This window comes from Kitasatospora sp. NPDC054795, assembly GCF_053611565.1.
Genome location: NZ_JBSHAP010000107.1, coordinates 11,293 through 32,166 on the forward strand (window position 1 = coordinate 11,293; position 20,874 = coordinate 32,166).

Annotated in this window: 20 protein-coding genes and 1 rRNA gene; 12 read left to right on the plus strand and 9 right to left on the minus strand. The window is 74.8% G+C overall.

Annotated elements, in window-relative coordinates; genetic code table 11:
- Positions 1 to 768 (plus strand): GlxA family transcriptional regulator (locus ACWGJO_RS30885; protein WP_452188759.1); only part of this gene is annotated, 768 nt, incomplete at its 5' end.
- Here ACWGJO_RS30885 and ACWGJO_RS30890 read toward each other — a convergent pair.
- Positions 749 to 2,248, minus strand: a complete 1,500-nt coding sequence (locus ACWGJO_RS30890) for a sensor histidine kinase (protein WP_452188761.1) — start codon at positions 2,246 to 2,248, stop codon at positions 749 to 751. The two genes, ACWGJO_RS30885 and ACWGJO_RS30890, sit on opposite strands and share 20 nt — an antisense overlap.
- The gene (locus ACWGJO_RS30895) at positions 2,245 to 2,961 is read right to left on the minus strand and encodes a response regulator transcription factor (RefSeq protein WP_452188763.1); all 717 of its coding nucleotides are present in this window, start codon (positions 2,959 to 2,961) and stop codon (positions 2,245 to 2,247) included. Before ACWGJO_RS30895 ends, ACWGJO_RS30890 begins: the two co-directional genes overlap by 4 nt.
- 227 nt (positions 2,962 to 3,188) lie before the next feature.
- Between ACWGJO_RS30895 and ACWGJO_RS30900 the strand changes: the two genes are divergently transcribed.
- From ACWGJO_RS30900 to ACWGJO_RS30910, 3 genes are read left to right on the plus strand one after another with little or no spacing between them, the layout of a single operon-like run.
- Positions 3,189 to 4,568: a ferredoxin reductase family protein gene (locus ACWGJO_RS30900; protein WP_452188765.1), complete on the plus strand. Its 1,380-nt coding sequence runs from the start codon at positions 3,189 to 3,191 to the stop codon at positions 4,566 to 4,568.
- A gap of 58 nt (positions 4,569 to 4,626) precedes the next feature.
- Entirely contained in the window at positions 4,627 to 5,139 is a 513-nt protein-coding gene (locus ACWGJO_RS30905; protein ID WP_452188767.1) for an FMN-binding protein, read from the plus strand.
- A 31-nt stretch (positions 5,140 to 5,170) separates the two neighbouring features.
- Complete coding sequence (locus ACWGJO_RS30910; protein WP_452188794.1) at positions 5,171 to 5,923, plus strand: FAD:protein FMN transferase; 753 nt, start codon at positions 5,171 to 5,173, stop codon at positions 5,921 to 5,923.
- 148 nt (positions 5,924 to 6,071) lie between these two features.
- Here the strand turns inward: ACWGJO_RS30910 and ACWGJO_RS30915 are convergent, their stop codons facing one another.
- Positions 6,072 to 7,097 (minus strand): hypothetical protein, encoded by a 1,026-nt coding sequence (locus ACWGJO_RS30915; RefSeq protein ID WP_387693473.1) that lies wholly within the window; start codon positions 7,095 to 7,097, stop codon positions 6,072 to 6,074.
- 223 nt (positions 7,098 to 7,320) lie between these two features.
- Between ACWGJO_RS30915 and ACWGJO_RS30920 the strand changes: the two genes are divergently transcribed.
- Positions 7,321 to 8,550 (plus strand): sensor domain-containing protein, encoded by a 1,230-nt coding sequence (locus ACWGJO_RS30920; RefSeq protein WP_452188769.1) that lies wholly within the window; start codon positions 7,321 to 7,323, stop codon positions 8,548 to 8,550.
- Positions 8,538 to 9,194 (plus strand): response regulator transcription factor, encoded by a 657-nt coding sequence (locus ACWGJO_RS30925; RefSeq protein WP_452188771.1) that lies wholly within the window; start codon positions 8,538 to 8,540, stop codon positions 9,192 to 9,194. Before ACWGJO_RS30920 ends, ACWGJO_RS30925 begins: the two co-directional genes overlap by 13 nt.
- A gap of 189 nt (positions 9,195 to 9,383) precedes the next feature.
- Here the strand turns inward: ACWGJO_RS30925 and ACWGJO_RS30930 are convergent, their stop codons facing one another.
- From ACWGJO_RS30930 to ACWGJO_RS30950, 5 genes are all read right to left on the minus strand, one after another.
- Positions 9,384 to 10,382 (minus strand): hypothetical protein, encoded by a 999-nt coding sequence (locus tag ACWGJO_RS30930; RefSeq protein WP_452188773.1) that lies wholly within the window; start codon positions 10,380 to 10,382, stop codon positions 9,384 to 9,386.
- Positions 10,379 to 11,293: an ABC transporter ATP-binding protein gene (locus tag ACWGJO_RS30935; protein WP_452188775.1), complete on the minus strand. Its 915-nt coding sequence runs from the start codon at positions 11,291 to 11,293 to the stop codon at positions 10,379 to 10,381. Before ACWGJO_RS30935 ends, ACWGJO_RS30930 begins: the two co-directional genes overlap by 4 nt.
- Positions 11,294 to 11,336: 43 nt before the next feature.
- Positions 11,337 to 11,768, minus strand: a complete 432-nt coding sequence (locus tag ACWGJO_RS30940) for a GntR family transcriptional regulator (RefSeq protein ID WP_452188777.1) — start codon at positions 11,766 to 11,768, stop codon at positions 11,337 to 11,339.
- 97 nt (positions 11,769 to 11,865) lie between these two features.
- On the minus strand, positions 11,866 to 13,407 hold the full coding sequence (locus ACWGJO_RS30945; RefSeq protein ID WP_452188780.1) for a DUF2079 domain-containing protein: 1,542 nt from the start codon (positions 13,405 to 13,407) through the stop codon (positions 11,866 to 11,868).
- Between the two features lie 121 nt (positions 13,408 to 13,528).
- Positions 13,529 to 14,170: an HD domain-containing protein gene (locus ACWGJO_RS30950; RefSeq protein WP_452188782.1), complete on the minus strand. Its 642-nt coding sequence runs from the start codon at positions 14,168 to 14,170 to the stop codon at positions 13,529 to 13,531.
- A 103-nt stretch (positions 14,171 to 14,273) separates the two neighbouring features.
- Here ACWGJO_RS30950 and ACWGJO_RS30955 point away from each other — a divergent pair, with 103 nt between their 5' ends.
- The 6 genes from ACWGJO_RS30955 (at position 14,274) to pcp (ending at position 20,711) form a co-directional block, all read left to right on the plus strand.
- On the plus strand, positions 14,274 to 15,269 hold the full coding sequence (locus tag ACWGJO_RS30955; RefSeq protein ID WP_452188784.1) for a GlxA family transcriptional regulator: 996 nt from the start codon (positions 14,274 to 14,276) through the stop codon (positions 15,267 to 15,269).
- Positions 15,270 to 15,372: 103 nt separating this feature from the next.
- Positions 15,373 to 16,287, plus strand: coding sequence for an alpha/beta fold hydrolase (locus tag ACWGJO_RS30960; protein WP_452188786.1), 915 nt, complete (start codon positions 15,373 to 15,375; stop codon positions 16,285 to 16,287).
- Positions 16,288 to 16,380: 93 nt separating this feature from the next.
- Complete coding sequence (locus tag ACWGJO_RS30965) at positions 16,381 to 17,214, plus strand: MerR family transcriptional regulator (RefSeq protein ID WP_452188788.1); 834 nt, start codon at positions 16,381 to 16,383, stop codon at positions 17,212 to 17,214.
- Positions 17,215 to 17,297: 83 nt separating this feature from the next.
- Positions 17,298 to 18,512: an MFS transporter gene (locus ACWGJO_RS30970; RefSeq protein WP_452188790.1), complete on the plus strand. Its 1,215-nt coding sequence runs from the start codon at positions 17,298 to 17,300 to the stop codon at positions 18,510 to 18,512.
- Between the two features lie 167 nt (positions 18,513 to 18,679).
- Positions 18,680 to 19,873 (plus strand): alpha-hydroxy-acid oxidizing protein, encoded by a 1,194-nt coding sequence (locus ACWGJO_RS30975; protein ID WP_452188792.1) that lies wholly within the window; start codon positions 18,680 to 18,682, stop codon positions 19,871 to 19,873.
- A gap of 154 nt (positions 19,874 to 20,027) precedes the next feature.
- On the plus strand, positions 20,028 to 20,711 hold the full coding sequence (pcp, locus tag ACWGJO_RS30980) for a pyroglutamyl-peptidase I (protein WP_452188796.1): 684 nt from the start codon (positions 20,028 to 20,030) through the stop codon (positions 20,709 to 20,711).
- A 94-nt stretch (positions 20,712 to 20,805) separates the two neighbouring features.
- Here pcp and rrf read toward each other — a convergent pair.
- Positions 20,806 to 20,874: ribosomal RNA gene (gene rrf / locus ACWGJO_RS30985) — 5S ribosomal RNA — on the minus strand; the annotation flags it as partial.

Below are 20,874 nucleotides of genomic sequence, written 5' to 3' on the forward strand. Positions count from 1 at the left end.
TTTGTTTATAAGAGACTGGTCCGCCCGCTGGCCCCCCGCTGGCGCCGGGTGGCCAGCGTCTGCGTCGGCGCGCACCTGCTCGCCGCCGCCGGGCTGCTGGACGGGCGGCGCGCCACCACCCACTGGTCCACGGCCGGCCAGCTCGCCGAGGAGCACCCGGAGGTCGAGGTCGATCCGGACCCGATCTTCATCCGCGAGGGCGAGGTCTGGACGGGTGCGGGCATCAGCGCCTGCCTGGACCTGTCGCTCGCGCTGGTCGCCGAGGACTTCGGCGAGGAGCTGGCCCTGCGGGTCGCCCGCCAGCTCGTCATGTACCTCAAACGCCTTAGCGGCCAGAGCCAGTTCAGCGTCCCACTGGAGCCCGTGTCGACCACCCGGCGGATCGAGGAGCTGCGCCACCACATCCTGCGCAATCTCGCCGGGCCGCTCACCGTCCCGGACCTCGCGGCCCACGCCCACGTCGGCGAACGGCAGTTGACCCGGATCTTCAAGACCGAGCTGGGCACCACCCCGAGCGCCTACGTCGAGTCCGCCCGGGTCGAACTCGCCCGCCACCGGCTGGAGTCCACCGACGCGACGCTCGACCGCATCGCCACCGCCTGCGGCTTCGGCACCGTCGACACCCTGGTGCGCGCCTTCCGCCGCCGCCTCGGCACCACGCCGACCGACTACCGGCAGCGTTTTCGTACGACGGCGACACCAGCGACGACGACGGGAACGGCATCAACCGCAGCCACGGCGACGGCCGTCACGGCAGCCGGACGGTGAACACGGTGCGGCCGGGCCGGCTCGCCACCGCCACCGTGCCGCCGTGCGCCCCGACCACGGCCCGGACGATCGCCAGACCGAGCCCGGTCGAGCCGGTGGCGCGGGAGCGGGCCCGGTCGCCCCGGACGAAGCGCTCGAAGACCCGGTCGGCCAGCTCCGGCGCGATCCCAGGACCGTCGTCCGTGACGCTCAACTCCACCTGACCGTCCGTCCGTTCGAGACAGAGCCGGACCTCGCTGCCGGGCGGGGTGTGGGTCCGGGCGTTGGCCAGCAGATTCGCCACCACCTGGCTCAACCGGTGCTCGTCCCCGCGCACCAGCACCGGCTCCTCGGGCAGGGCGAGCCGCCAGCGGTGCTCCGGCCCGGCGGCGCGGGCGTCGGCCACCGCGTCGAGGGCGATCCGGGTCAGGTCCACCTCCTCCTCGGCCAGCGGGCGGCCGGCGTCCAGCCGGGCGAGCAGCAGCAGGTCCTCGACGATCGCCCCCATCCGCAGCGCCTCGGCGTCGATCCGCTCCAGCGAGTGCCGTACCGGCGCCGGGACCGGCCCGGGGTGGCGCAGCGCCAGCTCGGCGTGGCCGCGGACCGCCGCGACCGGGGTGCGCAGCTCGTGGCTGGCGTCGGCGGCGAAGCCGCGCAGCCGCTCCTCCACCGCGTGCCGGCGCGCCAGCGCGTCGCCGACGTGCCCGAGCATCCGGTTGAGCGCGGCGCCGACCCGGCCGACCTCGGTGCGCGGGTCGTCGTCCGGCACGCGTTCGGCGAGCATCACCTGGCCGCTGGCGAGCGGCAGCGCGCTGACCCGCTCGGCCATGCCCACCACCCGCCGCAGCGGGCGCAGCGAGAAGCCGACCCAGGCGGCCCCGGCCGCGCCCGCCGCGGCGACGGAGACCGCGAAGACGGTGAGTTCCAGGGTCTCCAGCCGCTCGACGGTGTCCTCGGCCGGGCGCAGCGGCAGGCCGCTGACCAGCACGTCGCCGTCCCGCCCGGCGACCGCGCGGACCCGGTAGTGGCCGAGCGCCCGGCCGAGGTCGACGGTGCGGGCCGGGCCGTCGACGGGCAGGGCGGCCAGGGCGTGCTCCCGGTCGGGGGCGAAGGCGACCCGGTCGTCCTCGTTCCCGGGGTTGTCCACGTCGTCGGCGTCCCCGTCGACCACGCCCGCGGCGGTGACCCGTCCGCCCAGCAGCCGTACGCCGAGGGTGCCGGGGGTCTGGGCCCGGGTGTCGGGGCCGGCGCCGTGGCCGGTGTGCTCCAGGCTCGCGGCGTAGCGGCCGCCGGACTCGGCGAGCTGCTGGTCCAGGCGGTCGACCAGGAAGTGGCGCAGCGCGGCGGTGGTGGCGAGGCCGACGGCGGCGCAGGTGGCGACGAGCAGCACCAGCAGGCCGGCGATCAGCCGGGCGCGCAGGGTGCGGGGAGCCAACCGTGGACGGCGTCCACCCGGGCGGCGGGCCGGCCGTGGACGGGAGCGCCCTGCGCGGGGCTTCATGTCGCGGCCTTGATCAGGTACCCCGCGCCGCGCACCGTGTGGATCATCGGGCTGCGGCCCGCGTCCACCTTCTTGCGCAGGTAGCTGATGTACAGCTCCACGATGTGCGCCTGCCCGCCGAAGTCGTACGACCAGACGGCGTCCAGGATCTGCGCCTTGCTGAGCACCTGCCGGGGATGGCGCATCAGGTGGGCGAGCAGCGCGTACTCGGTCGGGCTCAGCTCGACCGTCTCCCCGCCCCGGGTGACCTCGCGGGCCCGGTCGTCCAGCACGAGGTCGCCGAGCACCAGCGCGTGCGGCGGCGGCTGCCCGGCCGCGCCGGACGGGGCGGCCCGGCGCAGCAGGCCGCGCAGCCGGACCACCACCTCGGCCAGGCTGAACGGCTTGGTCACGTAGTCGTCGCCGCCGGCCGCGATCCCGGCGATCCGTTCCTCGACGGCGTCCCGGGCGGTCAGGAAGAGCACCCGCACCTCGGGCTGCCCGGCGTGGACGCGGCGCAGCACCTCCAGGCCGTCGAGGTCGGGCAGCATCACGTCGAGCACCACGGCGTGCGGCCGCCAGGCCGCGGCGGCCTCGACGGCGGCCAGGCCGGTGGTCACGCCACGGGCCTGCCAGCCCTCGTAGCGGACGGCGCCGCAGACCACCTCGACCAGGTCCGGTTCGTCGTCGACGACCAGGACCCGCCAGTCCGGGCGGTCGGCGGTCTCGTCCATGGGGCTCCTCGTGTCGGGTGCTGCGCGGTAATCATCCTGGCCGGTCCCGATGAGAAACCGGTGAGATCCCGGAAAATGGTTCGCAGACCGACATACTCACCCTGACCTGCCCTTTCCCACTCGCCGATGGGCGCCGGAGCCGGCCCGGTTCAGAGCCCGCTCAGAGCTTGCGGTGCGATCGTGGACGGCCTCGGCGGCACTCGCCGCCGGGCGCCGAGGAGGATCCGATGACCACTGCCGCCGCCCCTGAGCCGCGGCCCGGGCCCCGGCGGGCACCCGACCGCCCGGGCCACCGGGCGGCGCCGCGTCCGCCGTTCGCCCTCGACCCGCGCGCGGCGCTCGGCCTGATCGCCGCGGGCGTGCTCGGCGTGCTCGCGCTGTGGTGGACGGGCACCCCGGCCGTGGTCGGCGCGGACGGCTGGCTGACCGGCGCCGGCCGGATCACCGGGCTGCTGGCCGGCGGTGCCGCGCCGGTGCTGGTCCTGCTGATGGCCCGGCTGCCGCCGGTGGAGCGCGGGGTCGGCGCGGACCGGCTGGCGCGCTGGCACGCCTTCGGCGGGCGCTGGACGGTGGCCCTGGTCACCGTGCACGTGCTGACGGTCATCTGGGGCTACGCGCTGACCGACGGGCGCGGGCCGATCGGCGAGGGCGTGGAGATCGTCCTCCACTACCCCGAGATGCTCAAGGCCACCCTGGGCACCCTGCTGCTGCTCGGCACCGGCGCCGTCTCCGCCCGGATCGCGCGCCGCCGTCTCCCGTACGAGGCCTGGTACTACCTGCACCTGGCGACCTACCTCGCGGTGGCGCTGGCCTTCGCCCACCAGCTGGCGACCGGCGCCGACCTGGGCGGCGGCCCCGGCCGGGCGGCCTGGTACGCGCTCTACTTCGGCACCGCGACGCTGCTCGGCTGGTACCGGCTGCTGCGGCCGTGGCTGCTCGACCGGCGGCACGGCCTGACCGTCGCCGAGGTACGGCCGGAGGGCCCCGGGGTGGTGTCGCTGTTCCTGCGCGGGCGGCGGCTGGACGAACTCCGCGCCGAGCCCGGCCAGTTCTTCCGGCTCCAGTTCCAGGCTCCCGGGCTGCGCTGGGCCGCCAACCCCTACTCGCTGTCCGCGCCGCCGCACCCGCACTTCCTGCGCTTCACCGTCAAGGACCTCGGCGGGCACAGCGCCGCGGTGGCCGCCCTGCGCCCGGGAACCCGGGTGCGCGCCGAGGGCCCGTACGGGGCGTTCACCGGGCGGGGGCTGCGGCAGCGCCGGGTGCTGCTGCTCGGCGCCGGGGTGGGGGTCACCCCGCTGCGCGCCCTGTTCGAAACCCTGCCGGGCGAGCTGACGCTGGTCCAGCGGGCCCGGCGGCCGCAGGACGTGCTGTTCCGGGCGGAGCTGGCCGAGGTCGCCCGGCGGCGCGGTGCGACGGTGCACGAGCTGCTCGGCCCGCGCGAGCAGGTCGGCGACCTCGGGGCCGCGCTGGCCCGGCTGGTCCCGGACCTCGCCGAGCACGAGGTCTACCTGTGCGGCCCGGACGCCCTCACCGAGGAGGCCGTCCGCGCGCTGCGGGCGGCGGGGGTGCGGCCGGGGCGCATCCACCACGAGAGCTTTTCCTTCTGAAGCCTTTCCTTCTGAGCCTGTTCGGCTCGCCCCCGAGCACCCGAGGAGCGTCCATTCCATGCGCCGAGCCGTCGTCACCAGCGCCGCCACCGCGGCCGGGGTGGTCCTGCTGCTGTCCCTCAAACCGCACGAGGCCGCCGGGCCCGCGCCGGTGATCGGCTCGGGGCCGGGCACCGGCGCCGGCCAGGGCACCGGCACCGGCTCCGGCACCGGGTCCGAGGTCGCGGCACCGTCGAACGCCCCGGCGCCCGCCGCCTCCGCACCCGCGTCCGCCTCCGCACCCGCCGCGGGCGCCACCCGGAAGGTCAGCGGGGACACCGTCAACACCCGCTACGGCCCGGTGCAGGTCCAGGTCACCCTGGCCGGCAGCAGGATCACCGCCGTCGACGTGGTCAAGTACCCGAGCTCCGAACGGCGCGACCGCGAGATCAACACCTCCGCGCTGCCGGTCCTCAACCAGGAAGCGATAGCCGCGCAGAGCGCCCGGATCGACGTGGTCAGCGGCGCGACGTACACCAGCGACGGCTACGTCCGCTCCCTGCAGAGCGCCCTCGACCGGGCCAAGGGCTGAGGCGCCCGTGCTGCGCCACGCCGAGCCCGTGATGGGCACCGTCTTCTCGGTCACCGTGCGCGACCCCGCCCCCGGGACCCCGGCCGTGCTGGAGCGGATCGCGGAACGGCTGCACCGGATCGACGCGGTGTTCTCGACGTACCGGCCGGACAGCGACATCGGCCGCCTCGACCGGGGCGAACTCGCCCTGGACGACTGCGATCCGGAGGTCCGCGCCGTGCTGGCCGCCTGCCGGGAGGTGGCCGCCGAGACCGACGGCTACTTCACCGACCGGCCGGGCGGCCGGCTCGACCCCAGCGGTTGGGTCAAGGGCTGGGCGGTCGAGCAGGCGGCCGCCCTGCTGCGCTCCTCCGGCTCCCGGCAGTACTGCGTCAGCGGCGGCGGAGACGTGCAGAGCGCCGGCGGACCGTGGCGGATCGGCATCGCCGACCCCCGGCGACCGGGTCTGCTGGCCGCCGTCCTGGCCGGCCACGACCTGGCCGTGGCCACCTCCGGCACCGCCGAGCGCGGCGCGCACATCCTCGACCCGCACACCGGCCGCCCGGCCTGCGCCCTGGCCTCGCTCACCCTGGTCGGCGCCCCGGGCACCGGCATCGCCCGCACCGACGCCTGGGCCACCGCCGCCTTCGCCATGGGCCCGGACCGCGCCCTCGCCTGGGCCGCCCGCCGACCCGGTATCGAGGCCCTGGCCGTACTGCCGGACGGCTCGAAGCGCTGGACCCCGGGCCTGCCCGGGCACCTCCCGGCGAGCGGGCCTGCGGACTGGCGCAGCGCCGTCGGCTGACCGGGCGGCCGGGCCCGGCACGCCGGTTCCTCCTGGGCCGCGCTTCCCCGCGCGAAACGGCGCCCGCTCCATGCGAAACGGCGCCCGGTCCGCACGGAACTGCGCCCACTCCGCGTGGAACGCCCTTCCCGGCGAGGCGAGTTCCGGCCTACGCCCGCTCCTGCTGCGCCGCCCGCCAGGCCTCCCAGGCCACCAGCGGCGCGAGGTAGGACCAGCGCCGCGAGCCGTCCGGGCAGGTGCCGCCCTCGATCAGCTCGGAGACCGTCCGGCGGGTGAACGGCACCCAGACGGCCATGTCGTGCTCGAAGGTGCTGTGGCAGGCCTCGCGGCGGCGGTCGATCTCGGCCGCGTCCAGCCGGGACCGGACGGTGGCCACCAGCGTGTAGCAGGAGGCCGGCTCGCTCCAGCCCAGCCAGGTGATCACGGTCGGCCCGACATCGTCCGGCAGCAGCCCCAACTCCTCCTCCAGCGCCCGCCGGACCAGCCCGTAGAAGTCCTCGGCGGCGCCCGGCTCGTCGCGGTACTTCATCGTCTCGTTGATCCCGACCGTCCACTGCGCCGGGAAGGTGTGGACCGCCAGCGAGCGGCGGAGCAGCAGCAGCCGGCCCAGCCGGTCCCGCACCGCGACGCAGGCGCTGACCATCGTGGGCGGCGCGACGGCCACGAAGCTCGTCAGGCCCTGGTCCAGCGCCTCGTGCAGCAGCCGGGCCGCCTCCGGGTCCTCCCGGCCCATCCCGGTGGTGGCCATGCACTCCGCGTAGTCGCTCTCCGCGATGTCCACCTCGCAGACCCGCGCACCACCGTGCTCGCCGTGATCGACCGTCAGCCGCGAGATGTACGCGGTGCGGCCCGCCGCACCGGCCGCCCTCCGGCGCACCACCTCCTCGGCCCACCCGGCCGCGTCCAGCACGTGCGGGCGCTCGACCCGCCCGCGGTGCGCCGTCACCAGCGTGCTCGGCGCCAGCGGCCGGGTCGCCGACCAGGTGATCAGCGGCGCCAGCCCGTCCGCCCGCACGTCGTGAGCCCGGGCCGCCGCCGTCAGGCTCGCCCGCCGGACCCGCGGCACCGGCACCCGGGAACCGAGCCGTGATCCGCCGAACTTGGCGAAGTCGTACACCAGATTGGTCACCACCCCGAGCAGCAGGGCCCCACCGATCCCCAGCAGCCACTCCACCCCGGTTCCCCCACTTCCGCGATCGACCCGCCCCATTGTGGAGGTGTCCGGCACGGCGGCGGAAGAGCCGCGCCCCGTGACGGCCGCCGGGCCGGTTCCGGGGCCGGTGTTAGGGTGATCGAACAGTCGGCTCGGAGGCTCGGAGGACTGAACCATCGTGCGGGCGCCCAGGATTGCCGCGTCCACGGTCCGGTCGGCCGTCCGGTCCGCCAGCCGCTCCGCGGTGCGCCGCTCCCCCGCCGCCGCCGGCCATCTCCTGCTCTGCCTCGGCACCGGGGCGGCCGCGCTGGTCGGGCTCTGCCTGCTGCTCGTCGTCCTCGCCCTCTGCCCGGTCGGCCCGGGCCTGCCGCTCCTGCCGCCGGCCCTGCGACTGCTGCGCCGGTTCGCCGAGTTCCACCGCCGGCGGGCCGGCCGGCGGCTGGGCGGCGACCGGCCGCGCACCCCGTACCGCGACCGGACGTCCCTGCGCGACCCGGCCGTCCGCAAGGACCTGGTGTGGCTGCTCGCCCACGCCACCGCCGGGACGGCCCTGTCGGCCGCCGCCCTCACCCTGTGCAGCCACGCCGTCAACTGGCTGACGGCGCCGATGTGGTGGCGGCTCCTGCCGGACGAGCGCGGGAGCATCATCCTGCTGACCGTCGACTCCTGGCCGGTGGCCGTCGCGGCGGCGGTCGGCGGGGTCGGCTACGCGGTGGTCGCCCTGGCCGTGCTGGCGCCCGCCGCCGACCTGCACGCCCGGGCCTCCCGCCGACTGCTCGTCGCCCGGCCCCGCGCCTCGCTGGCCCGGCGCGTCCAGGAGCTGACCACCACCCGGTCCGAGGCGCTGGACGCCCATGCCGCCGAACTGCGCCGGATCGAACGGGACCTGCACGACGGCGCCCAGGCCAACCTGGTGGCCGTCTCGCTCCGGCTCGGCATGATCCGCCGCGCGCTGGACCAACGTCCCGAGCAGGCGGCCGCGTTGGTGGACTCCACCCAACTCGTCGCCGAGCAGGCCCTGGAGTCGCTGCGCGCCCTGGTGCGCGGCATCCACCCGCCACTGCTCGCCGACCGCGGTCTCGCCGAGGCCGTCCGGTCGCTCGCCGCCCGCTGCGCCGTGCCCACCCGGGTCGAGCCGGACACCGGGGGCGGCCGGGGAGCCCCTTCTCCGGCCGACCCGCCACCGCGCGCACCGGCCGCCGCCGAGGCCGCGGCCTACTTCGTGGTCTCCGAGGCGCTCGCCAACGTCGCCCGGCACAGCGGAGCCCGCGGCGCCCTGGTCCGGCTGCGGATCACCGCGGCCGCCATCGCCGTCCGGGTCGAGGACGACGGCCGGGGCGGCGCCGTCGAGGGCGCCGGAAGCGGCCTGCCCGGCCTGCGCCGCAGGGTCGCCGCGTTCGACGGCACCACCCGCCTGTCCAGCCCGCCCGGGGGCCCGACCATCCTGGAAGTGGAGATCCCGTGCGGATCCTGATCGCCGAGGACAACGCCCTGCTCCGCGAGGGCCTCGTCCTGCTGCTGCACAGCGAGGGACACGAGGTGTGCGCGACCGTCGAGCACGGCGACGACCTGCTGCCCGCCCTGCTCGACCACCGCCCCGACGTCGCCGTGGTCGACGTCCGGCTGCCGCCGGACTTCCGCGACGAGGGACTGCGCGCCGCCGTCGAGGCCCGCCGCCGACTGCCCGCACTGCCCGTCCTGATCCTCTCCCAGTACGTCGAACGCGCCTACGCCGCCGAGCTGCTCGCCCAGAGCGCCACCGGCGTCGGCTACCTGCTCAAGGACCGGGTCGGCCGCGCCGAGGAGTTCCTCCAGGCGCTGCGGCGGGTCGCCGAGGGCGGCACCGCGATGGACCCGGAGGTCATCTCCCAGCTGATGGCCCACCGCACCGGCCCCGACCCGCTGGCCGCCCTCACCGCACGCGAACGGGAGGTGCTCGCCCTGATGGCCGAGGGCCACAACAACCCGACCATCGCCCGGCTCCTCTTCCTCGCCGAAAGTTCGGTGAACAAGCACATCGGCAGCATCTTCGGCAAGCTCGGCATGCCCACCCCCGACAACGGACACCGCCGGGTGCGCGCCGTCCTCACCTACCTGCGCGCACTCGCGGACGGCTGACCACCCGCCGTCCCGCGCCCCGCTCGGCGCGCCCCCGGCACGGACTGCGTCTTTGCGGGGTCCCTCAGGCTGCCACGCCGGGTGCTGCGGGAGTCCGCCTGTTGCTGCCGGCAGAACGGGCCAGGACCCGAGTCGGTGACTCGGGTCCTGGCCGTGGGTCGTGGTCGCCCGCTCGACGGAGCGGTGACGCTAGGCGCGGATGCGGCGGAAGACGGCGATCAGGAGGGCCAGGGTGACCGCCAGGAGGATGCCGGCCTCGACGAGTTGGATGGGGACGAGGTGGTCGGCCGGGTGGAAGCGGGCCCAGGAGGCGATGGCCTCGTCGCAGCCGGGGGCGCGGGCGGAGAAGAGGCAGGAGTCGGTGCTGGCGTGGGTGCCGTCGGGCAGGACGACGCCACGGCCGAGGAGCCAGGCGTTGGTGGGTTGGGGGGTGCCCAGGGCGGCGACCTGTTCCACGGCCGGGTAGAAGTGAGGGCGGGCCCAGAGGACGAGGCCGTGGGCGGCGGCGACGAGGGCGCCGGTGAGGAACATCGCGGGCAGGGCGCGGCGGACGAGTTGGCCGACCAGGACGCCGAGGGTCAGGGCGAACAGGGACCAGGCGATCGGGGCGAGGCCGAGGACCGGGTAGGTGAAGAACTGGAACGGCGGGTCGAAGGCGGCCGGGCCGTGCACGATGTCCGTCCACCACACCCAGGTCATCAGGGAGGCGAGCACGCCGGCGACGGCCAGCACGGCGAGGCCGGGAACGGCGAGGCGGACGACCAGCCAGCGGACCGGGCTGACGGACTGGGCCCGGATCAGGCGGATGGTGCCGCGCTCGTACTCCTGGGCCAGCAGCGGGGCGCCGACGAACACGCCGATCAGCAGCGGGACCGCGGTGACGGCGGGCTGGAGGACCTGGAGGAACCAGAAGTTCGGGCGGTCGATCGGCTCCAGGCGGTTCCAGCATTCGCGCCGGTCCCAGGTCTCGGGGTAGTAGCAGTCGGTCCGGCGCAGCTCGCTGACGATCCGGCTGCTGGCGAAGTGGATCCACAGGAGGTCGGCCACCGCGAGGACCAGCAGGATGCCCAGGGTCCAGAGGAGGAGCCGGTTCTGGCGGAGCACCAGCCAGAGGATTCCGCGCAGGGCGGGCTTGGTGGAGGCGGCCGTGGGAGCGGTGGTGCGGTCGGGCAGGACGGTCGTGCTCATGCGGCCACCTCGTTCGGTTCCTTGCGGTCGGCCGGTTCGGCGGGTCCGCGGAGGTAGCCGAGCAGCAGGTCCTCCAGGCTCGGGCGCTCGCTCTCCCACTCGCCGTCCACCGGCTCGTCGGTGCGGACCAGGGCGATGGCCCGACGGCCGCTGACACGCTGCTCGACCACCGACCCGGCGGCCAGGGAGGACTCCTGGGCGGCCGGGCCGGTGAGCAGCCGGTGCCCGTCGAGGATCTCCTCCAGGTCGCCGGCCAGCCGGACGCGTCCGCGCTGGACGAGGAGCAGGTGGTCGATGACGCCGTCCAGCTCGGGGAGGATGTGCGAGGACAGCACGATGCTGGTGCCGCGCTCGGCGGCGGACGACATCAGGGCGCCCATCAGCTGGTGCCGGGCGAGCGGGTCGAGGTCGGCCATCGGCTCGTCGAGCAGCAGCAGATCGGGGAGCTTGCCGAGGGCGAGGGCGAGGCAGACCCGGGTGCGCTGGCCGCCGGAGAGCGAGCCGATCCGCGCGTTGGGGTTCAACTCGCCCTGGTCAACGATCTGTTGGGCTCCGCCCTCGTCCCACACCGGGTTGAGCTCGCGGCCCATCCGCAGCGTCTCGGCGACGGTGAGGCCCGGGTAGAGCGGCTTGTCCTGCGGCACGTAGGCGATCCGGGCGCGCAGCCCGGGATCACCGGCGGTGGCGCCCAGCACCCGCAGTCCGCCCTCGGTGGGCGCGAGTTGGCCGGCGGCGAGGGAGAGCAGAGTGCTCTTGCCCGCGCCGTTGGGGCCCACCACCCCGCAGATCCGCCCGGCCGGGACGGTGAGGTCGCAGCCGCGCAGGGCCCAGCCGCCGCGGTACCTCCTGCCGAGGCCTTCGGCCTCCAGGGCCGGCGCCGACGCGGGCGCCGTGGTCGTCGGGTCGTCCACCCGGTCCCCCCACTGTTCTCTGTTCGATGTTGCCGAGGGGTCCTCAGACCCCGGTGTCGGAGCCGGAGGCCTTGTTGTCGGAGCCGGAGATCCCGGTGTCGAAGCGCTGCTCCAGGACGGAGGCCATCAGCGCGGCGATGTCCTCGCGCTCCAGGCCGGCCCCCCGGGCCCGGTCCACCCACCCGACCAGGTCCGCGCGCAGCGGCCCGTCCGCGGCCGCCTCCGGCCGGGCGAGCGAGCGCCGGACGAAGGTGCCGAGACCCGGACGGGGTTCGACCAGCCCTTCGCGTTCGAGTTCGCGATAGGCCTTCAGCACGGTGTTCGGGTTGATCGCGGTCAGTTCGACCACCTCACGGGCGGTCGGCAGTTTGTCTCCGGGCTGGAGCAGTCCGAGTCGCAGTGCCTGCTTGGTCTGCTGCACGATCTGCTGGTAGGTGGAGACGCCGCTGCGCCGCTCAATGCGGTACTCGATCACCGGCGTTTCGACCTTTCACTAGTTCAATAGTGGAATAGTGGCCCACGGCGGCACGCGGGTCAAGCCGGACCCCGGAGGGTGTCCCGACGGCGGTCCGTCAGGGACGTTGCAGCAGGAGCAGGCCGTCCTGCTCGACCAGCGGTCGGTAGCCGCGTTCCCGGTAGAGGGCCAGCATCCGGGCGGTGTCGGCGGTGGCGCACGGGGCCTGCACGCTCGGGTCGCGCAGGTCGACGGCCACCCACTGCGGTCCGGGGCCCACCGGTGCCCGGCAGACCAGGGTGACCTCGGCCCGGCCGGTGAGCTGCGCCGCCAGCCGGTTGGAGGCTGCCACGGCGGCACCGTCGGGTATCCGGTGGAGCATCGCCCGGGTCCCGGTGAGCCGGGGCGGGGTGCGCCAGGCCTCGGGCATCACCACCTCGTGCAGCGGGTAGAGCGGCAGCGTCACGGCGGTCACCAGGGCGCTGACGGCGAGCGCGCGGCGGACGCGGCGGGCGTCGCAACTCCGCAGGACGTCGACCAGGGCCGCCAGCGCGATCGGCATCAGCACCGCGCTGTAGTGGTAACTGACGCCCCAGTAGTGCGGGTTGGCCGAGAGCAGCCGCCAGGCGAGGGTGGGCACGCAGAGCAGGAGGAGCGGCGAGCGCACACCGGCGAAGCCGGCGGTGGCGGCGAGCAGGAACAGCAGCAGCCACTTGACCGGCGGCCAACCGAGCCGCAGCGGCAACGCCCGGAGCGAGGCCTGCCCGGCCTGCCCGCCGCCGTCCAACTGCTGCCAGTAGTCGAAGCCCCCGCTCGGATTGAAGGCCGGCAGCACGACGAGCACGGTGAGCACGGTCGCGGCGAGGCCGACGACGGCGAGGGCGAGCCCGGGCAGCGGGCTGCAGTGGCGCTCCCGCCGGGCCTGCCAGGCGATCAGGACGCCGACGGCGGCGACCGTCAGCCCCAGGTCCTCCTTGACCAGCAGCAGCGGCAGTGACCAGAGCGCGGCGGCGAGCGGCCGGCGCCGGCCGAGTGCGGTGGCGGCGAAGGCGAGCAGCGGGACGGCGAAGGCGATCTCGTGGAAGTCGTCGGCCGCCGCCCGGACGATCCCCCAGGAAGCCCCGGTGGCGCAGCCGACGACCAGTGCCGCCCTCGCCCCGGCCACCTCGTGGGCCCAGCGGGTCAGCGGGACGACGGCCAGCGCCATCAGCAGCGCCTGGGCGACGACCAGGGTGAGCGGGCTCGGGAAGGCCCGGTAGGCGGGGGCGAGGACGGCGATCAGCGGGTGGAAGTGGTCCCCGAGCAGGTGGTAGCCGGGCCCCTTGAGCGGCACGATCGGCGCCCGCCCGTGGGCGTACGCCCGGACGGCCTGCTCGAAGATGCCCAGGTCGTAGGCCTTCGTGAGGCCGCGCCGGTGCCGGTTGGCGGCGACGCAGATGTAGAGCGCGGCGAACCCGGCCGCCAGGCCCCAGGCGAGCGCGGCGGGGCGGCGGGCGAGCAGGGCCAGCAGGGTCGCGAACCGGGCGGAGGGAACGGGGGGCGCGGCCGAGGTGGTCGGGGCCGAAGGGGAGGAAGGGGAGGAAGCAGCGGAAGCGGAGTGAACGGGGGACGCGAAGGCTGCGGACAGCAGGGTTCGCGGCGGGGAGACGGAAGCGGGCATCGGCAAAGTACCCTTTCACTATTTGATTAGTGGAAGGGTGATGGAAGCCGGACCCGCCGTCAAACCCGGCCGGCCGACGCCGACCGGGCCTTCGGGCTGCCCGCCGAACCCCCGATCCGGCTCACTCCGCCCAGTCGGAGCCCCTGATCACCTCCACGAAGTCGCCGCGCTCGAAGCCCGGCACGAAGTGGGCGAGCACATCCGCCTTGACGTTGCCGAAGGTCGTTTCCGGGCGACCCTCGACACCCTCGGTGAACGCGGCCAGGATGCGGTTCTTGAAGTCGGGCCGCGGATGGGCCGCGACCACGGCGGCCCGCTGCCCGGCGGAGATCGCGCGGTAGCCGATCCCCAGCACGTCCAGCTCCACGCCCCGGGTGACCAGGGCGATCTCCGGCGCCATGTGCAGCGGGACCTCCGGCGTGGTGTGCAGGGCGATGGCCGTCCAGACCCGCTGCGCCGGCTCCCCGGTGATGCCGTGGGCCGCCAGGAAGCGACGGGCCTCGTCGGCGCCGTCGATCTCGAACCGCTGGTCGGTCCTGGCGAAGCGCCCGGTGAGGCCGAGGTCGTGGAACATCGCGCCCACGTACAGCAGCTCCGGGTCGAACTCCAGCCCCTGCTCGGCGCCGCGCAACGCCCCGAACAGGAACACCCGGCGCGAGTGGTCGAACAGCAGCGGCGACGCCGCCTCCCGTACCAGCTCGGTCGCCTCCCGGGCCAGGGCACTGTCCGGGATGCGCACGCCCGCGATCGTCTCGTTCGTCATGGTTCCTCCGTCTGCAGGAGCGGTTCGGTCGACTCCTCCGCCCTCGCCCCCGGGCGTAGGCTGCCGCCATGTCGGAACAGACAGCCGGACCTCGGATCCGGACATGACGCGCCGGGTCGCCTTCCTCGTGTTCGACGGGGTGACGCTGCTCGACGTCAGCGGTCCGCTGGAGGTCTTCCACCAGGCCGGACGGCTCGGCCACCCGTACCGGACCGCCCTGGTCTCCCCGGACGGCGGCACCGTCACCGCCTCCAACGGCGTGGCCCTGGCGGACACCGCCGCACCGCGGGACAGCCGGGAACCCCTCGACACCCTGGTCGTCGCCGGAGCCGACCACCTGGCCGCCCGGGGCCCCGACGCACACCTGCTCGCCACCGCGGAACGCCTCGCCGGACCGGCACGGCGGGTCGCCTCGGTGTGCAGCGGCGCCTTCGTGCTCGCCGCGCTGGGGCTGCTCGACGGGCGCCGGGCCACCACCCACTGGCGCCACGCCCCCACCCTCGCGCTCCGCCACCCCGGCGTGCTGGTCGAACCCGACGCCCTGCACGTCCAGGACGGCCGTTACCACACCAGCGCCGGCATCAGCGCGGGCATCGACCTCGCCCTCGCCCTGGTCGAGCACGACCACGGAGCCGAGGCCGCCCGTGCCGTCGCCCGCGAACTGGTCGTCTTCATGCAGCGCCCGGGCGGCCAGTCGCAGTTCTCCACCGCCCTGGCCACCCCGGCCGCCCGAAGCGACCTGCTGCGCACCCTCACCGACGCCGTCCTCGCCGACCCGGGCGCCGACCACAGCCTGCCCGCGATGGCCGCCACCGCCGCCGTCAGCACCCGCCACCTGACCCGGCTCTTCCAGACCGAGCTGCACACCACGCCGGCCCGCTGGGTCGAGCGGGTCCGCCTCGACCGCGCCCGGCAGCTGCTCCTCGACGGCCACAGCATCACCGCCGCCGCCCGGCTCAGCGGCCTGGGCAGCGACGAGACCCTGCGCCGCGCCTTCGCCCGCCGGCTGGGCACCACGCCCACCGAGTACCGCAACCGCTTCACCACGACCAGCGGCCCCGGCGCTCCAGGTGAGACCCCTGAGCACCTGCCCAGCTGAGCACCCGAGCACCCGAGCACCGAAAGGCTCCCGAAAGGCTCCCGAAAGGCTCCCGCGACGAACGCTTGACCTTGACGCTACGTCAGGGTTGGAGGCTTGCCGCATGACGAACGAGAGCACTTCCACCGCCCCGCTCCACCCCCCGGTCGGCGGTTTCCAGGAGGTCGACGGCCGCCACCTCTACCTGCACCGCCAGGGCACGGGCGGGCCCGCAGTCGTCCTCCTTCCCGGCGCCAGCGCCATCGGCCTGGACTACTTCGGTGTCCAGCAGGGGGTCGCGCAGTTCACCACCGCCGTGGTGTACGACCGCGGCGGCACCGGCTTCAGCGACGAGGCCGCGCTCCCCCGCACCGCCGCCGAGGTCGCGGCCGAACTGCGCGAACTGCTGCGCGCCCAGGGCGTCCCCGGCCCGTACGTCCTGGTCGCGCACTCGCTCGGCGGCGCGTACGCCCACGGGTTCGCCCAGCGGTACCCACAGGACGTGGCCGGACTGGTCTGGCTGGACGCCTTCCACCGGGACTGGGACGACTACATGCCCGCCGAGGCGAGCCTGGCCGCCACCCAGCGCCTGTCGCCCACCGAGGAGCAGCTGCGGCAGGCGCTCCCCGCCATCCGGCAGCTGTGCGAGGAACTGCTCGTGGACTACCCGGCGGACGTCCGCGACGCGGTGACCGAGTACCACGTGAGCGAGCGCTGGATCCACGCCGGCATCGCCGAACGCGCCTCGATGCCGGAGCTGGCCGTCGAACTGCGGGCCGGGGCGGACCTCCCCGACGTCCCGCTGATCGCCCTCACCCCGCTGGGCATCGACCCCGGCCAGCAGGCGCTGATGTCGGAGGAGCTCCTCCAGGCGATGCACGACGGCAAGACGCGGCTGTACGCGGACATGGTGGCCAGGGTCTCGAACGGCGAGCAGCGCCTCCTCGCCGACACCGGCCACAGCCAGTTCGTCTTCGAGCGGACCGATGTCGTGGTCCAGGCGATCCGCGATGTCGTGGACCGGGCGGACCACGCCTAGACTTCGGCCACAGCCACAGCCACAGCCACAGCCACAGCCACAGCCACAGCCACAGCCACAGCCAAGAATCCTCGACGGAACCGGAGCCAAACGGTGCTGACGATCGGTCAACTCGCAGCGACCGCAGGCGTGACCGTGCGCACCGTCCGCCACTACCACCAGGTCGGGCTGCTGCCCGAGCCCGAGCGCGACCGCTCCGGCTACCGCCGCTACAGCGCCCAGGCCGCGGTGGACCTCATCCGGATCAGGACGCTCGCCGACGCCGGGGTGCCGCTGGCCCGGATCGACGCGCTGCTGCACGCAGAGCCGGAGGAGTTCGCCGCCGCCATCACCGACCTCGACGCCGAGCTGCGGCACCGGATCGACCAACTCGCCGAGCACCGCCGCCGGATCGCCGACCTGGCGAGCGGCGAGCGGCTCGCACTGCCGCCCGAGGTGGTCGCCATCCTGGACCGGATGCGCGCGCTCGGGGTCAGCGAGCGGTCGGTGCTGCTCGAACGGGACACCTGGATCCTGCACCAGGCCCTGGACCCGGAGGCCATGCGCCGGGGCATCCGGGAGAAGAACGCCAGCTTCGGCGACGCCGAGACGATGCGGTTGTTCCTGCTCTGCGACCAGTCGCTCGACTGGGAACCGGACGACCCCCGGGTGGACCGGCTGATCGACGACCTGGACGCCTGGGAGGCCGCCCACGGGCGGGACAGCAGCCGGCCCGGCAAGCAGGCGGTGATCTTCTCCCGGCTCGCCGAGGCCTCGCCGACCTGGCAGCGCATCCTCGGCGTGCTCGCCCACCGCGCCAAGCAGCGCCGCCTCGCCGAAGAGCACCGCCTCGCCGAACGCCACAGTCCTGCTGAGGAGCACCGCCCCGCCGAGGAACCCCCCGCCGCCGAGGAAGGCCGGGCCGCGGACCCGGCACGGAAGCGTTGACGTCGGATTCACGCCAGCCCAACCCCCCTTCGTACTGCTGGACTTCGGGTCACGAACCCACCACCAGCGACGGGACCTCCGGCATGCCGACCGGCACCACCCTCCATCCGGCCCCGACCACCCCGGGCCCGCGCCCCCGGGACGGCGGCACCCTCGCCGTCCTCGCCGTGACGACCGGCGTGTTCTCCATCGTCACCACCGAGATCCTCCCGATCGGCCTACTGACCCCGATCGGCGCCACCTTCCGGATCTCCGACGGCACGGCCGGGCTGATGATGACCCTGCCGGGCATCGTCGCCGCGGTGGCCGCGCCCCTGGTGACCGTCATGACCCGGCGGGCGGACCGGCGGACCATGCTCTGCGCGCTGCTGCTGGTGCTGACCCTGGCGGACCTGCTCAGCGCCCTCGCCCCCGCCTACTGGGCGGTGCTGACCGCCCGGATCGTCCTCGGCCTGGTCATCGGGGCGTTCTGGTCGATCGGTTCCGGGCTCGCCCCGCGCCTCGTCCCCGAGCACCGGCGGGCCCGGGCCAACACGGTGATCTTCTCCGCCGTCCCGCTCGGCTCGGTGCTCGGCGTCCCGGCGGGGGTGTTCCTCGCCTCCCTGGCCGGCTGGCGGACGGCCTTCCTCACGATGGCCGCGCTGACCCTGCTCGCCCTGGCCGCCCTCCTGCGGTCACTGCCGCCGCTGCCCCCGCTGACCGTCACCGGGCTGGGAGTGCTGCGCGGTCTGCTGGCCGGCCGGGGCACCCGGACCGGCATCCTGGTGACCTTCCTGATCGTGCCGGCCCACTTCGGCAGCTACACCTACGTCACCCCCTTCCTCGCCGGCACCACCCACGCCGGCCCCGGCCTGATCACCGCCCTGCTGCTCCTCTACGGCGCCGCCGGACTGCTCGGCAACGTCCTGGCCGGGGCCCGGGCGGCCGGGGCACTGCGTCCGGTGTTCGGCACGGCGGCCGTCCTGCTCGCTGCCGCGGCGCTGCTGCTGCCGCTGCTGGGCACCGGCGGTCCGGGCGCCGCGGTCCTGCTGGCGCTCTGGGGCACGGCCTACGGGGCCGTCCCGGTCTGCGCGCTCAGCTGGTTCCTCGCCGCGGCCCCGCACGCCCCGGAGGGTGCCGGCGTGGTCTTCACCTCGGCGTTCCAGGCCGCCTTCTCGATCGGCGCGCTGGCCGGCGGCCTGGCGGTGGACCATTCCTCCCCGGGCACGGTCATGCTGCTCGGTGGGACGGTCGCCCTGATCGCCGCGGCCGCCGTGCGGCGGTACGGCCACCGGGTCCGTCCCGAACCGACGCCGTGAGACGGCCGACGCGGTGACACACCCCCGGCCGGACCCTGGCCGTCCGCTCCGTCCGCGGTGAGAATGCCGGGGTGCCGTCAGCCCGTCCGTCCCGTACGACGGAGCCGCGGACGGCACCGCCGGCCGGGACGGTCCCGGGCGGCCGAGGACGAGAGGACGGCCGACGGATGGACAGCGAGCGGATGGATCCGGCGTTCCAGGGGCGGTTCGGCGACTACCAGCACGAGATCTATCTGCGCGGGCTCGGCGGCGTGCTACCGACGATGCCGATGGCCTTCGCCGAACTGGAGGCGCGGGCGAGCACGGCGCTGGCGCCCTCCGTGCTCTCCTACGTGGCGGGCGGGGCGGGCGACGAGTCCACCCAGCGGGCGAACGTCGCCGCCTTCGGCCGGTGGGGCCTGGTGCCGCGGATGATGGTCGGCGCGCGCGCACGGGACCTGTCGGTGGACCTGTTCGGGATGCGGCTGCCGACCCCGCTGTTCATGGCTCCGATCGGGGTGCTCGGCCTGTGCGCCCAGGACGGCCACGGGGACCTGGCCACCGCCCGGGCCGCCGCCCGGACCGGTGTGCCGATGGTCGCCTCCACCCTGACGGTCGATCCGCTGGAGCGGGTGGCCGCCGAGTTCGGCGACACCCCCGGCTTCTTCCAGCTCTACACCCCCACCGACCGGGCGCTCGCCGAGAGTCTGGTGCACCGGGCGCAGGCCGCCGGCTACCGGGGCATCGTCGTCACCCTGGACACCTGGGTCACCGGCTGGCGCCCCCGCGACCTGGCGACCGCCAACTTCCCCCAGCTGCGCGGCCACTGCCTGGCCAACTACACCTCCGATCCGGTGTTCCGCGCCCGCCTCGCCAAAACCCCCGAGGAGGACCCGCAGGCGGCCGTCCTGGAATGGGCCGGCGTCTTCGGCAACCCGCTGACCTGGGACGACCTGCCCTGGCTGCGCTCCCTCACCGACCTGCCGATCCTCCTCAAGGGCATCTGCCACCCCGAGGACGTCCGCCGCGCCAGGGACGGCGGCGTCGACGGCATCTACTGCTCCAACCACGGCGGCCGCCAGGCCAACAGCGGACTCGCCGCCCTCGACGCCCTCTCCGGCGTCGTCGAAGCCGCCGACGGCCTGCCCGTCCTCTTCGACTCCGGCGTCCGCTCGGGCGCCGACGTCGTCAAGGCCCTCGCCCTCGGCGCCACCGCCGTCGGCGTCGGCCGCCCGTACGCCTACGGCCTGGCCCTGGAGGGCACCGACGGCATCGTCCACGTACTGCGCTCCCTGCTCGCCGAGGCCGACCTCCTGATGGCCGTCGACGGCTACCCCACCCTCGCCTCCCTCCGCGCGGACGGCGCGCTGCGCCGCACATGACGAGAATTCAGGTCACGAGAGGTCAGATCACGACGAGGAGTCAGGTCATCGTGTCCACCGGAAAGCGGCGGGGCTTGCCGGGACATTCGGGACGGCTCTACGCTCGAACGGCACAAATCGGGTCCGTACGTTCCCGCACGCTCGGAGGTCCGCCATCATCCGCGTCCTGCTGACCGCCTTCGAACCGTTCGGCCGCGATCCCCTGAACTCGTCCCTGGAGGCGGGCCGACTGGTCGCCGCCGGTCCGCCGGCCGGGGTGGCCCTGGAGTTCGCCGGGCTGCCCTGGGCGTTCGGCGACTCGATCGCCGAACTGCGCCGGGCGGTGGCCCGGTTCGAGCCGGACCTGGTCATCGCCACTGGCCAGGGCGGCAACCGGCCGGACCTCACGGTCGAGCGGGTGGCGATCAACCTCGACGACGCCGTCCGGACAGCCGACCGGAAGGGCCACCAGCCGCTCGACCAGCCGGTCGTGCCGGACGGCCCGGCCGCGTACTTCTCCTCCCTGCCGGTGAAGGCCTGTGTGGAGGCGGTCCAGCAGGCCGGGATCCCGGCGACCGTCTCGCACACAGCCGGCACCCACCTCTGCAACCACGTCTTCTACGGGCTGGCGCACCTGATCGCCACCGAACGCCCGGAGCTGCGCGGCGGGTTCGCGCGCCTTCCGTACCTGCCGAGCCAGGCCTCCGGCCGGGAGCAGAGCGCCTCGATGTCGGCCGAGACGGCCGCCGAGGGGGTCCGCATCCTGATCCGCAGCGCCGTGGCCACCCTCCACCTGCCGCCCGTCGGCACGGTGGCGGCATCGCGCCGACGAAGCTGGCTGTCCCGCCGGAGCACCTGACTCCCCGGAAACTGAGTCCCGGAGACTTCCTGAAACTTCCGGAAACGCGAAGAACCCCCATCCGGGATCCGGATGGGGGTTCTTCTGAATAATTGTTCGGCGGCGTCCTACTCTCCCACAGGGTCCCCCCTGCAGTACCATCGGCGCTGTAAGGCTTAGCTTC